This window comes from Pseudomonas sp. xss_2, from assembly GCF_043104195.1.
In the GTDB taxonomy this organism is placed as follows: domain Bacteria; phylum Pseudomonadota; class Gammaproteobacteria; order Pseudomonadales; family Pseudomonadaceae; genus Aquipseudomonas; species Aquipseudomonas urmiensis.
Genome location: NZ_JBICKL010000070.1, coordinates 77,021 through 89,831, shown reverse-complemented (window position 1 = coordinate 89,831; position 12,811 = coordinate 77,021). Strand labels below are relative to the sequence as shown.

Annotated in this window: 14 protein-coding genes; 6 read left to right on the top strand and 8 right to left on the bottom strand. The window is 62.9% G+C overall.

Annotation, left to right across the window (positions count from 1 at the left end; genetic code table 11):
• Positions 1–79 precede the first annotated feature (79 nt).
• Positions 80–331: an outer membrane lipoprotei OprI gene (gene oprI / locus ACF8K2_RS17705; RefSeq protein WP_003259780.1), complete on the top strand. Its 252-nt coding sequence runs from the start codon at positions 80–82 to the stop codon at positions 329–331.
• Positions 332–464: 133 nt separating this feature from the next.
• On the opposite strand, the gene ACF8K2_RS17700 is transcribed toward oprI, so the two are convergent.
• From ACF8K2_RS17700 to ACF8K2_RS17690, 3 genes are all read right to left on the bottom strand, one after another.
• Positions 465–1,439 carry a L,D-transpeptidase family protein gene (locus ACF8K2_RS17700; protein WP_186554990.1) on the bottom strand — a complete coding sequence of 325 codons (975 nt, stop codon included), beginning with the start codon at positions 1,437–1,439 and terminating at the stop codon, positions 465–467.
• Between the two features lie 132 nt (positions 1,440–1,571).
• Positions 1,572–1,853: a hypothetical protein gene (locus tag ACF8K2_RS17695; protein WP_186554991.1), complete on the bottom strand. Its 282-nt coding sequence runs from the start codon at positions 1,851–1,853 to the stop codon at positions 1,572–1,574.
• 58 nt (positions 1,854–1,911) lie between these two features.
• Positions 1,912–2,517, bottom strand: a complete 606-nt coding sequence (locus tag ACF8K2_RS17690; RefSeq protein ID WP_186554992.1) for an arylesterase — start codon at positions 2,515–2,517, stop codon at positions 1,912–1,914.
• A gap of 10 nt (positions 2,518–2,527) precedes the next feature.
• On the opposite strand from ACF8K2_RS17690, the gene ACF8K2_RS17685 reads away from it, so the two are divergent.
• Positions 2,528–3,211, top strand: coding sequence for an ABC transporter ATP-binding protein (locus ACF8K2_RS17685; protein WP_392466439.1), 684 nt, complete (start codon positions 2,528–2,530; stop codon positions 3,209–3,211).
• Positions 3,211–5,718, top strand: coding sequence for an ABC transporter permease (locus ACF8K2_RS17680; RefSeq protein ID WP_392466437.1), 2,508 nt, complete (start codon positions 3,211–3,213; stop codon positions 5,716–5,718). The genes ACF8K2_RS17685 and ACF8K2_RS17680 overlap by 1 nt, the downstream gene beginning before the upstream one ends.
• Positions 5,719–5,778: 60 nt before the next feature.
• Here ACF8K2_RS17680 and greB read toward each other — a convergent pair whose 3' ends face one another.
• The 4 genes from greB to ACF8K2_RS17660 all read right to left on the bottom strand — a co-directional run bounded on the left by greB (position 5,779) and on the right by ACF8K2_RS17660 (position 8,830).
• Positions 5,779–6,267: a transcription elongation factor GreB gene (gene greB, locus ACF8K2_RS17675; protein WP_392466435.1), complete on the bottom strand. Its 489-nt coding sequence runs from the start codon at positions 6,265–6,267 to the stop codon at positions 5,779–5,781.
• A gap of 80 nt (positions 6,268–6,347) precedes the next feature.
• Positions 6,348–6,656, bottom strand: a complete 309-nt coding sequence (locus ACF8K2_RS17670) for a hypothetical protein (RefSeq protein ID WP_186554996.1) — start codon at positions 6,654–6,656, stop codon at positions 6,348–6,350.
• A gap of 215 nt (positions 6,657–6,871) precedes the next feature.
• Entirely contained in the window at positions 6,872–7,309 is a 438-nt protein-coding gene (locus ACF8K2_RS17665; protein WP_392466433.1) for a DoxX family protein, read from the bottom strand.
• Between the two features lie 114 nt (positions 7,310–7,423).
• Positions 7,424–8,830 (bottom strand): transglycosylase SLT domain-containing protein, encoded by a 1,407-nt coding sequence (locus tag ACF8K2_RS17660; RefSeq protein WP_392466430.1) that lies wholly within the window; start codon positions 8,828–8,830, stop codon positions 7,424–7,426.
• A gap of 159 nt (positions 8,831–8,989) precedes the next feature.
• Between ACF8K2_RS17660 and ACF8K2_RS17655 the strand changes: the two genes are divergently transcribed.
• The 3 genes from ACF8K2_RS17655 (at position 8,990) to ACF8K2_RS17645 (ending at position 11,935) form a co-directional block, all read left to right on the top strand.
• Positions 8,990–9,787 (top strand): TatD family hydrolase, encoded by a 798-nt coding sequence (locus tag ACF8K2_RS17655; protein WP_392466426.1) that lies wholly within the window; start codon positions 8,990–8,992, stop codon positions 9,785–9,787.
• A 225-nt stretch (positions 9,788–10,012) separates the two neighbouring features.
• Complete coding sequence (locus ACF8K2_RS17650) at positions 10,013–11,491, top strand: methyl-accepting chemotaxis protein (RefSeq protein WP_186555000.1); 1,479 nt, start codon at positions 10,013–10,015, stop codon at positions 11,489–11,491.
• A 75-nt stretch (positions 11,492–11,566) separates the two neighbouring features.
• Positions 11,567–11,935, top strand: coding sequence for an Mpo1-like protein (locus tag ACF8K2_RS17645; RefSeq protein WP_186555001.1), 369 nt, complete (start codon positions 11,567–11,569; stop codon positions 11,933–11,935).
• On the opposite strand, the gene ACF8K2_RS17640 is transcribed toward ACF8K2_RS17645, so the two are convergent.
• Positions 11,932–12,729, bottom strand: a complete 798-nt coding sequence (locus ACF8K2_RS17640) for an acyl-CoA thioesterase (RefSeq protein ID WP_392466422.1) — start codon at positions 12,727–12,729, stop codon at positions 11,932–11,934. The two genes, ACF8K2_RS17645 and ACF8K2_RS17640, sit on opposite strands and share 4 nt — an antisense overlap.
• Positions 12,730–12,811 lie beyond the last annotated feature (82 nt).

Sequence of the window (12,811 nt, the reverse complement as noted above, 5' to 3'; positions counted from 1 at the left end):
AATGGGTACTATGTACGCCGGCCAGTTTCTCTTTTCCGAGAGATGGCTATTTAATAGAAAGTCCTTGAAGGGGAACACGATGAACAACGTTCTGAAATTCTCTGCTCTGGCTCTGGCCGCAGTTCTGGCTACCGGTTGCAGCAGCGTCTCCAAAGAAACCGAAGCTCGCCTGACTGCTACCGAAGACGCAGCAGCTCGCGCCCAAGCCCGTGCCGATGAAGCCTACCGTAAGGCTGACGACGCTCTGGCTGCCGCTCAGAAGGCTCAGCAAACCGCTGACGAAGCCAACGAGCGCGCTCTGCGTATGCTGGACAAAGCCAGCCGCAAGTAATAATCCTCACGGATTGTTATGAAGCCGACCCACTTGTGGGTCGGCTTTTTTATTGCCGATGAAAACGCCTGCGGCAAAAACGAAAAAGGCCTGCACTAAGGCAGGCCCTGATCGCGCCGCAGCGACTTACGACTTACTGAAGTTCAGGCGGAATGCTCGAGACCATCGGTGCCGCACCACCGGTGACGGGAACGGCAATTTCCACCGGCATGCCATCTTCAGCGGCAACCACGTCGCGCACCATGTCCCAGTTCATCCGCAGGTTATTGGCCAGGTCTTCACGCTTGAGCAAGGCATTGATAACTGCAGTGTGCTTGTCGACCACCGACGGATCGCCATGATCATCCAGCGGTGTATGCGCCTCGAGGTAGACCTTGCCGGCACTGATACCGAACTTGTACGGCTCGTTGATGATGCGCACCGGCGTACCTACCGGGACCATCTTGGAAAGTTCCAGGACGTTATTGTTGAGCATGCGGAAGCAACCATGGCTGGTGCGCATACCAATACCGAACTTCTTGTTGGAACCGTGGATCAGGTACCCAGGTACACCCAGGGTGAACTTGAACGGCCCCAGCGGGTTGTCCGGGCCAGCGGGCACTACGGTCGGCAAGATGTCGCCATCGGCGGCATGCTCGGCGCGGATCGAAGCGGGCGGCGTCCAGGTCGGGTTCGGCGTCTTGGCGGTAATCTTGGTATTGGCAATCGGCGAGCCCCAGCCTTCACGGCCGATGCCCAGCGGGAAGGTATGCACTACGTTCTGCCCTTTCGGGAAGTAGTACAGACGGTATTCAGCCAGGTTGATGACGATGCCTTCGCGTGGCCCCGGAGGCAGCACGTAGCGGGTCGGCAGGATGATTTCGGTACCGGCGCCGGGCAACCATGGATCGACGCCCGGGTTGGCGGCGATCATCTCCAGATAGCCCAGATCATTGGCGGTGCCGATGTCAGCGAAGGTGTCTTCGTACTTGGCCTTGATCGTCTGGACCTGGCCGACGACGTCCTCACCGGGTGGCGGCAGTGGCAGCTCCAGCGCGCAGGCAGGGCCCGCTACCAGCAGGGCGGCCAGGGACAGGCTACGGGTGACGGCGGGAAAGCGCGGCAACATCCGGTAAATCCTTCGAAAGGTGGGTCAAGAGGATCGATTGTACACCCGCCCCGGCACAAGCGGGAGGCATCGGGCAGTTGCATGCGTTTCAGATGATGAAAGGCAGTCTTAGTTCCGGCCGACACTTGCCATCTAGAGTTGCGGCCATACCGGTCGAGTGCCACGGCGCTGGGCATCTAAGATCGCCTTGCACAGCGTGCACAGGCGGCTGTCGCGATTGATCGCGCGCGGCACCATCGACCACCGTGGCTGCGCAGGCAGCAGACCGCCGCATAGGGTGCGGTCGACCGGCGCGCCCAGCTCAAGTTGGCGGGCTACCAGATGGACGCGGACTTCCTGACACGCGAACAGGTCGAGCTGCTCATCGGGCTCGATCAGTTGATAGGCATACAGGGACCAGGCAGGGCGCGGCATTGGGGGGTCTCGAAACGGGGGGCGCAACATTATCCGAAAGCAGCCCCCGTTAAAAGCGTCACAGCAAGGGTTTTATCACCGGCCAGGCATTTTCCAGCAGTTGCTGCTGGGCGCCCTGGGCTGGGTGAATGCCATCGGCCTGCATCATCTGCGGCACACCGCCAACCCCCTCGAGGAAAAACGGCACCCATGGCACTTTTTTCTGTGTCGCCAACTGCTCATAGACCTGGGCAAAGGCAGTGGTATAGCGCACCCCGTAATTGGGCGGCAGGCGCATGCCCAACAGGACCACCTTGGCCCCTGCCGCCTGGGAGCGGTCTATCATCGAAGCAAGATTTTGTTGCAATTGCTCTGGCGGCTGTCCACGCAGCCCATCGTTGCCGCCCAGCTCGATGATCACCAGGCTCGGCTTATGCTCTGCAAGCAGCGCCGGCAGCCGCGCCTGGCCACCTGCACTGGTGTCACCACTGATCGAGGCATTGACCACCTGATCGCTGGAGCCTTCCTGCTGCAGCCGTTGCTGCAACAGGGAAACCCACCCCTGGCGGGTATCCAGGCCAAAACCGGCGCTGATACTATCGCCGACGACCAGCAGTGTTCCCGCCGCCGCGCTCTGGGCCAGGCAATACAGGGCCAGACCGGCACTCAACCACCACACTCGCATCGGATTCTCCATGGGCCCAAGCATTCTCGTTGCGCAGCACCTTAGCAAAGTGGTTCCCAGCGCGGAAGGCGACCTGACCATCCTCCACGCACTCTCCCTCGATCTGAACCAGGGCGACAGCCTGGCCATCGTCGGCGCTTCGGGCTCGGGCAAATCGACCCTGCTGGGCTTGCTCGCAGGCCTGGACCGCCCTAGCGCCGGCACGGTGATCCTCGCCGGTCACGACCTGGGGCCGCTGGATGAAGATCAACGGGCGCGGGTGCGCGCCGAGCATGTCGGCTTCGTGTTCCAGTCGTTCCAATTGCTCGACAGCCTCAATGCACTGGAAAACGTCATGCTGCCGCTGGAGCTCGATGGCCGCCGCGATGCCCGCGAGCATGCGCGCAGCCTGCTCGAACGGGTTGGCCTGGGCAAACGCCTGACCCATACCCCGCTCCAGCTGTCAGGCGGTGAGCAGCAACGGGTGGCGATTGCCCGAGCGTTCGCCGCGCAGCCAGCGGTGCTGTTCGCCGACGAGCCTACCGGCAACCTGGACAGCCACACCGGCGAGCGCATCAGCGACCTGTTGTTCGAACTGAACAAGGAGCGCGGCACCACCTTGGTTCTGGTCACCCATGACGAACGCCTGGCCAAGCGCTGCCGGCGCCTGATCCGCCTGGACGCTGGGCGCCTGGTGGCGCCCCTGGAGCCGTGATGACTCGATTGCCGTTTCTGCGCCTGTGCGCCTTGGCCCTGCGCCAGCTCTGGCGCGACGCCCGTGCCAGTGAAGTACGCGTGCTGTTCTTCGCCCTGCTGGTGGCCGTGGCGGCCAGCACCGCCATCGGCTATTTCGGCGCACGCCTGAATGGCGCCATGCAGCTGCGCGCCAGCGAGTTTCTCGGCGCAGATCTGGTCCTGCAGGGCAGCTCGCCAGCTCGCCAGGAGCAGATCGACGCCGGCACGGCGCTGGGCTTTCGCCATGCACAGGTGGTGGAATTTACCAGCGTGGTCGGGGGCGATAGCGGCATCCAGCTCTCCAGCATCAAGGCCGCCGACACTGCCTACCCGCTGCGGGGAAAACTACGCAGCGCCGCAGCGCCCTATGCGCAGGAGGCGCCCGGGGGCGGCCCAGCAGCCGGTGAGGTCTGGGTCGAGCCACGTTTGCTGGCGGCGCTGGGTTTGTCGATAGGCGATAGCATCGATGTCGGCATGAAGAGCTTGCGCATGACCCGCGTATTGACCTACGAACCAGACCGCGCCAACAACTTCTACAGCCTCACCCCGCGGGTGCTGATGAACCTCGACGACCTGCAAAGCACCGGCGTGATCCAGCCAGGCAGCCGGGTCAGCTATCGCGAGCTATGGCGAGGCGAGCCGCAAACGTTGAGCCAGTATCGCCAGGCCATCGACAAGGATCTGGCCGCCAACCAGCGCCTGCTCGATACCCGCGATGGCAACCGGCAAATCGGCGGCGCGCTGGGCAAGGCTGAGCGCTACTTGAACATGGCCAGCCTGGTGGCGGTGCTATTGGCAGGCGTTGCCGTGGCGCTCTCGGCCAGCCGCTACGCGGCCCGGCGCCTGAACGCCAGCGCCCTGCTGCGCTGCCTGGGCTTGTCTCGCCGCCAGGCCCTGGGCCTGTACTGCGTGCAACTGGCAGCGCTAGGCCTGGTGGCAGCAGTGGTCGGGGCTCTGGTCGGCTGGCTGGCACAGCTGGGCCTGTTCCGTTTACTGCACGGGTTGATGCCCAGCGTCATTCCACCCGGTGGCATCACCCCGGCGCTGGCTGGCATCGGCACGGGCCTGGTCGCCCTCGCAGGTTTCGCCCTGCCGCCGTTGGCGGCACTGGGCCGCGTGCCGCCGCTGCGGGTGTTGCGCCGCGACCTGCTGCCGGTACCGCCCAGCAGCTGGCTGGTGTATGGCGCTGCCCTATTTGCCCTGGGCCTGATCATGTGGCGCCTGAGCCTGGATCTGCTGCTGACCTTTGCCCTGCTCGGCGGCGGGCTGATCGCTGCGCTGCTACTGGGTGGCTTGCTCCTGCTCGGCTTGCGCAGCCTGCGCCGGTTACTGGCGGGCGCGCCCCTGACTTGGCGGCTGGGGCTAGGCCAATTGCTGCGTCACCCGCTGGCGGCAGCCGGCCAAGCGCTGGCGTTTGGCCTCATCCTACTGGCCATGGGCCTGGTCGCATTGCTGCGCGCCGAGCTGTTGGATACCTGGCAAGCGCAACTGCCCAAAGATGCCCCCAATCACTTCGCCTTGAACATCCTGCCGGATGAGCGCGATGCTTTTATCCAGCACTTACGCGAGGTCAACGCCACTTCGGCGCCGTTGTATCCGGTGATCCCGGGTCGGCTGACGCACATCAACGACGAGCCAGTGCGCCAGCTGGTGAGCAAGGAGTCCACCGGTGAACGCGCCGTGCAACGCGATCTCAGCCTGACCTGGGCCGCCGAGCTGCCCCAGGGCAATGCCTTGACCTCAGGTGATTGGTGGCAGCCCACCCCAGCAAGCGATGGCATCCCTGGTGTTTCAGTAGAAGCGGAGCTTGCTGCCAGCCTGCATCTGAAGCTGGGCGACCTGCTCAATTTCGATATCGGTGGTCAGCAACGCCAGGCACGGGTCAGCAGCTTGCGCTCGGTGCACTGGGACAGTTTCCAGCCCAACTTCTACATGATTTTCCAACCCGGCACCCTGCAGGGCTTGCCCACCACCTACCTGACCAGCTTCTACTTGGCAGCGGGTCACGATCAGGAAGTGGTCGCCCTGTCCCGCGCGTTCCCGGCCGCGACCATTCTTCAGGTCGACGCGCTGCTCGAGCAGTTGCGCAGCATCCTGGCGCAGGTGACCTTGGCGGTGGAGTATGTGCTGTTGTTCGTGTTGGCGGCGGGCCTGGCAGTGCTGTTCGCCGGGCTGCAGGCAACCTTGGATGAGCGCATTCACCAAGGCGCCTTGCTGCGCGCGCTGGGTGCGCCCAGGCCCTTGCTGGTCAGGACCCGGCGCATCGAGTTCGGCTTGCTGGGGGCGGCCAGCGGCGTGCTGGCGGCGCTGGGTTGCGAGCTGATCAGCTGGGCGCTGTATCGCTATGCGTTCGACCTGCCGTGGAGTCCGCATCCATGGCTGCTGGCATTACCGCTGGTGGGTGCATTGCTGGTGGCGGGTGCTGGGGTGTTTGGCACCCGGCGTGCGCTCAATGCCAGCCCTTTGGCGGTTTTGCGCGACACTTGAGCCCAACGCAAATGTGAACGGGGGCTGCTTTGCGGCCCCAGTCTTGGAAACTTCAGTTATTCAGGCATCCGCCTGCACAACCGGATAACTGATGCTATTGACATACCAGATAGCATCCCCCGTCGGCGTCTTGACCACCACCTCGTCACCCTCCTCCTTCTTGAGCAACGCGCGGGCCATAGGGGAATCGATCGAAATGTAGTCGTTGCGCCCATAGATCTCGTCATAACCGACGATGCGAAACTTCAGGGTCTCGCCGTCATCGTTTTCGATTTCCACCCAAGCGCCAAAGAACACTTTGCCTTCCTGTTCCGGGGAATAGGCAACCACTTTGACATCTTCAAGACGCTTGCGCAGGTAACGCACGCGACGATCAATCTCGCGCAAGAGCTTCTTGTTGTACTGGTAATCGGCGTTTTCACTGCGATCGCCCAGCGACGCTGCCCAGGCAACCTTCTGGGTAATTTCCGGCCGGTAGACCCGCCACAGATGGTCGAGCTCTTGCTTGAGCGCCTGATGACCTTCGGTGGTGATGATGTTGGTGCTCAAACGGCATTCTCCTCAACGCCTGTGCGTGCCGACGTAGTGAGGCCGAGCTTAACCAAAAATGCCCGGCGCTGACATGCTACTCAACGACGGGTAATCAGGCCTTGGCGGGCGATGCGGGTGAGATGGCCGATAACCTCGGCTGCGTCTTCGGCTGCCGGCGACTGGATCACCGCGAGGTCAAAGCGATCGCTGCCGTACTGTTCGAGCAAGCCGCAGGTTTCAGCGAACTGGATGAGGAAAGCGCGGGCTTGGCCCTTGCGTCGCGAGAAACCATCAAGGTGACGCAACAAGGTAGGCTGATGCTGGCCACCGAGCAGGATGCGCGGTGTGCGAGAAGCCTGGCTGGCAGGCAGGGGGGTCAGGCAGACACTGGTACGTGGACAACTCATGGAGTATTTCTCCGCCTCGCAAATCCCGCTGGGCAGCGGTGGGAGGCGTCACCGAACCAGCGCTTTAGCGGTATTTCGGATGACCCGGCTGGGGGCCTCTCCTGCGCCCCGCAAGTAGCTGTTTAAATCGGCGCAAGCGGTATCCTAGAGAGTGAAACGACAAGCTGCAAGTAGACTTTACTCGCAGCTTGAGGGATGCGCTTTACAGCGTTGTGTCAGCGGGCGATCAGGCGGTCCAGGGAGAAGCGACCGGCACCTTCGATCAGCACTTCCACGGTGCCTGCCATCAGCGCCAGGGCGAACTCGTAGCCGTTGTTGGACATGAACAGGCCGTTGCCGATGTGCACCGAGAAGATCGCCACCACCAGGGTCACCGTCAGTGCCAGGGCAGCTGGGCGCACCAGCAGGCCAATCAGCAGTGCCAGACCACCGAAGAACTCGGCGCTACCCGACAATAGGGCCATCAGGTAACCCGGGGCCAGGCCGATGCTTTCCATCCACTGCCCGGTGCCTTCCAGGCCGTAGCCACCGAACAGGCCGAACAATTTCTGTGCGCCGTGGGCCATGAAGATCAGACCGACCAGGATGCGTATAACGCTCAAGCCAGCGCCAGCACGGGTGACGAACAGCGAGTTGAGGGTGTTGGAGTTCATTTCAAGTCTTCCTTAGGGCACGCAATGTTGTGTTGGGATGGGCGCCATCTTAATCAAATTAATCAATAGTAAAATCGCATAATATGCGTGATTAATATCGGATATTTCGATTTGTTAACGCTTTGCCACACGTTCTAGCGCAGCCCGCTCACGATTGAAGGCCAGGAAGTACTTGTTGACGCTGTTGACGAAATTGACCGGCCCCATGCCCACCTGCTCCATGGCGATGCGTTCGGTCTGGAAGAACCACTGGTTGCCATTGAGCCCGCGCCGACGCGCTTCGGCACGCATCGCCTGCACCCGCTCCGGGCCCAGGTTGTAAGCCGCCAGGATGAACGCCATGCGCTCGCGCTCGTTAAGCTTGGGGCTGGCGAAGAACTTGCGCCGGATCAACGCCAGGTAGCGGGCGCTGGCCTGGACATTGCCATCGACGGTGGTGGTGTTACTGACCCCGACCCGTTGCGCGGCCGACGGCGTGATCTGCATCAATCCATGAGCGCCGCCCATACCTCGTGCGGCGGGATTGAGGGTGGACTCCTTGAACGCCAGCGCAGCCAGGTTGAGCCAGTCGATCTGTTGCGCCTGCCCATGCTTTTGCATCACCGCCCGCAGCGTCTGCAATTGCTGGCGGTCTTTGCGCGCCAATGGGTTGTGCACCCGGTACTGACGCCGATAAATGCGCTCGAACGCGGCGTCCTGGTTGTCTGGGGCGCGGTAACCCGCCAGGAAGCGGTCGACCGTGGCCAGCAACAGATGCGCATCGCGACCGACATACCAACGCATGGCCTGGGGTTCGCCGAGCTTCAAGCGAGTGTCTACACGCAGCCGCGGCATCACGCGCGCCCAGCGCTGGGCAATGGGCCGCTCCACCACTGTCAGGTGATAGATGCCGGCCTGGACCATCTCCAACACGTCCTCGATGGCCAAGGTCGGATCGACCCACTCGATCTTGATCGGCGCGCGTTTGCGCAGCGCCAACTGCTCGTTGATGTCCTGGATCAGCGCTCCGGCAGCACTGGCGGTGGTCAGCGCGATGGTCCGCCCGGACAGCTGCTCGACCCGGCTGAAACTGCGTTCGCCCTTGCGCCCGACCAGCAGCAATGGCACCTGGTCGAGCACCGGCGCGCTGGTGCTGACACCGCGCACCAGGCCCGGATCGAGTAGTTCGCCGGGAGCGGCGAGATCACCTTCACCTCGGGCCAAGGCGCCGAGTAACTGCTCCTTGGCCCGCGGAATCAGTTTGACCTGGATCAGCTGCCCTTCCCTTTCGCGGCCATTGAGGTAGTGCTCCAGCGCCCTGAGCCGGTGATATTCGATACCGACCGGCTCGCCCTTGACCTCGCCAGAGCTATTGCGGCTCTGATTGACCAGCACCCGCAGCACCTTGGTCGCGCGTACCTGGGCCAAATCACGAGGCTGATTGCTGGTTGCAGTCTGCTGCGGCCCTGGCAAGCGTGCGTTGGCCGCCCCAGGCAGGAGCAAGCCAATCATCAGCAGTAGGGTCAGCAAGGGTCGCTGCATGCGAAAACGTGTCCGAGGGCTGTGGGCTGAAACCATCAAGGCCGGTGCATCCGTGACAAATGACGCTAGAAGACCATGGCAACAGCTTGAAGTTCTTGGCTTTTTCCTGAAATTCCCGGTTTTTGCTATGCTGGCCGGCCCGCGGCACGAGGTAGCACCATGCAACTGATCGATATTGGCGTCAACCTGACCAACAGCAGCTTCCACGACCAACAGGCGGATATCGTCGAACGGGCCGTGCAAGCGGGCGTGGTGCAAATGGTGGTAACCGGCACCAGCCTTGCGGTCAGCGAACAGGCCCTGGAACTGTGCCAGCAACTCGATGAGCAAGGGCAGCGGCTGTTCTCGACCGCAGGTGTCCACCCGCACGACGCCAAGAGCTGGGATGGCGCCAGTGAGCGTCGCTTGCGCCAGTTGCTCGAACAACCTCGGGTCAAGGCCGTGGGCGAATGCGGCCTGGACTTCAACCGCGACTTCTCCCCTCGCCCGCTGCAGGAAAAAGCCCTGGAGGCGCAACTGAGCCTGGCCGCTGAACTGCAGCTGCCGGTATTCCTGCATGAGCGTGACGCCAGCGAGCGCCTGCTGGCCATTCTCAAGGACTATCGCGATCACCTGCCGGCCGCCGTGGTGCATTGTTTCACCGGTGAGCGTGAGGCGCTGTTCGCCTATCTGGACATGGACCTGCACATCGGCATCACCGGCTGGATCTGCGATGAGCGCCGCGGTACTCATCTGCATCCGCTGGTGGGCAATATTGCCCAAGGGCGACTGATGCTGGAAAGTGACGCGCCCTATCTGTTGCCACGCAGCTTGCGGCCCAAACCAAAAAATGGCCGCAACGAACCGGCGTTCTTGCCCCAGGTACTACACGAAGTGGCCTTGCATCGGGGCGAAACGCCTGAGCATACGGCTCGGCATACCAGCGAATGCGCCCGGCAGTTCTTCGATTTGCCTTGAAATCGAGTCGTTGTTTTCGCAGGCAAGCCCGCTCCCAGATTAAGCTCTGACTTCACATCCTGCGCTGACCCTGTGGCAGCGGGCTTGCCCGCGAAAAGAGCACCGCGCAAATGACTGATTCCCCCTGAGCTTTCTTGACGCACATCAAGACCCATACTGAGCCGCTCGGACACAATGATGGCACCTTGCCAATACTGTTTCCGCTCAACTCAGAGAAGACCTACGATGGGTGCCTGGCTTAGCAATATTTCCCTGAAGTACAAGTTCTGGGCCGTCAATGCGGTGGCCTTCGTCACAACCCTGTTGCTGGTGCTGTATGCCGTGCATCTGGAGCAACAGGCCCGGGCCGAGGGCGCACGCGCGCAAGCGCAAGCCCAGGCGCAGCTGCTGGCAGCCTGGCCCAGCGCACAGCAACTGCCCAAGCAAAGCAACGTGATCAGCTGGCAGCCAGGGCAAACACCGAGCGTTGCCGGCGAACCCCTGCTGCTGCCCAAGGATGCCCAAGGCTGGGTCGAGCTGCCCAGCGCGTGGATCCTTGGCGACAATCCACTGCGCGGCGCCCAGGTTGTACGCCAGGGCGATCAGCAGCTGGCGGTACTGGCCCAGTCACCGAGCCTGCGCCAGGTGTTCTTCGACCGTTTCGGCAACTATGCGGTGTGCGTCGCCATCCTGATGCTGGCGATGCTCTGTGCCTCGCAATTGTTGATTCGCTTCCTGCTCAGCCAGCTCAACACCCTCAAGGATGTGATGCTGCATGTGGAGAAGACTGGCGACCTGTCGGCGCGGGTGCCACTGGCTTGTGGCGACGAGGTCGGGCAGATGGCCGGCGCCTTCAATGCCATGCAGTCGACCTATCACCGGGTGGTCAGCACTGTCGCCCGCACCGCTGCGCAGCTCGACTCCGGCGCGGCGCGCCTGGCGGCGAGCATGAACGAGGTGCGCCACGGCATGATCGGCCAACAGAGCGAGACCGATCAGGCGGCGACAGCGATCAACGAGATGTCGGCCACCGTGCATCATATCGCCCAGCACGCCGGCGCCACTCGTGACCTCTCGCAAACCGCCGATAGTCTGGCAGGCAGCGGCCAGGTTGTGGTCAGCCGGGTGCAGGATTCGATTTCCGGCCTGTCCAGCGGCGTGCAACAGACCGCCGAAATGATCCGCCAGTTGGCCGAAGACAGCCAGAAGATCAATGGCGTGGTTGGGGTGATTCACAGTATTGCCGAGCAGACCAATCTGCTGGCGCTCAATGCTGCGATTGAAGCCGCGCGGGCGGGCGACCTCGGTCGCGGCTTCGCGGTGGTCGCCGACGAGGTGCGCAACCTGGCCAAGCGCGTGCAAACCTCCACCGATGAAATCACCGGCATGGTCGCTGCGTTGCAATCGGGCACGCGGGATGCGGTAGAGTTCATGCAGGAGAGCTCGTACAAGGCCGACGACTGCGTCAAGCAGGCCCAGGAGGCTGGCGAGTCGCTGGCGGAAATCACCAGCGCCGTAGCCCAGATGCGTGAGAGCAATACCCAGATCGCGGTGGCCGCCGAGCAACAGAGCCAAGTCGCCGAGGAGATGAATCGGGCAGTGGTGAGCATTCGCGACGTGACCGAGCAAACCGTGCAGCAGACGGTCGGCTCGGCGACCACCAGCAGCGAACTGGCGACCCTCGCCGGAGAGCTCAGCAAGGCCATTGGCCAGCTCAAGCTATAGTCATCATAGCCAGCCTCGATTGGCCCCCTCGCGGGGGCCGCACTAAGCTTTGGACATGACCCTGAGGAATTGTCCATGAGCAAACGCCTGCCCAACCTGCCCGCCTGGCAATGGCGCGGCTACCACCACAATCATCGCCACCCGGCCAACCTGGTACTGCACCTGATTGCCGTGCCGCTGTTCATCCTCGGCGCCTTGCTGGTGCTGTCCGGGCTGTTCGGCCTGGATCTGGGGCAGATCGCTGTCGGCATCATCGCTCTGATCGCCGGGCTTGGGCTACAACGCCAAGGGCATCGCCTGGAAGCCGAGCAGCCAGAGCCTTTCGCCAATCGCAAGGACGCCGTGCAGCGCCTGCTCACCGAGCAATTCATCACCTTTCCCCGCTTCCTCTTGAGCGGCGCCTGGTGGCGGGCCTGGCGCGAACGGCACAAGCACCGGCGTTAAGCGAACACCGTGACCGTTTGCCGGCTTAACGCCAGTAACTCACCCTCGGCGGTCCACAGCGCAGCCGAGGCGTGGCCGTAGCCATCCTTGGCGTGTTCGGTCTCGACGCAATAGCGGCACCAGTCGAGGGTCGACAGGGTCGGTGTCGGCTGGACGAACTCGATGGTCCAGGTCAACGTGCTGCCCGCAGCGGGCCGCTTGAGAAACGGCATCAAGCTAGGCGGCCAGGCGTCCACCAGGGCCAGCAGGTGCGATTCGTTGACCGGCCCCTGTTCAACATCGCGCAGGCGCACCCAACCGCCCATTTGCCGCGAAGCGTTGCCGGTAAAAGGCAACCCGCCGATAGCCCAGCGCAGCGCTACGTGGCGCATGAACTCCGGTGTGATGCCCTTGATATAAGGCAGCTCGGGCGCGCTCTGCTCGAGCGTTTTCATCTCTACGGCGGGCAGCGCCGTCACCTCGACCTCTGAGGCCCGTCCCGCACCGAAACTCCCCTGCACCAGCGTCACCACCTGGCCGTCTTGCACCGCACGGCCAAGCAGGGTGCTGACGGCCTTGCCCTCACGCAGCACCTCGACCTCGAAACTGATCGGCACATCAGGCGCAGCAGGCCCGACGAAGGTGATGGCCAGGGAGCGAACCAGGCGCTCGTCGGTCAGCTTCAAGCGCATGGCTTGGTACACCAGCGCGGCCATCAGACCGCCAAACGCTGCCCGCCCCTGAGCCCAGTTGGCGGGCACGCACACCGATTCGGGGTGCTCGCGCACTGCAGTCAGCAATTGGGTGAAATTCATGATGCCCTCGGCTTTTGCAGGAAAACCCCGATGTTAGCCAGCGAACCTGCACACAGCAGCCCGCATATCGGCCATTCCCGCG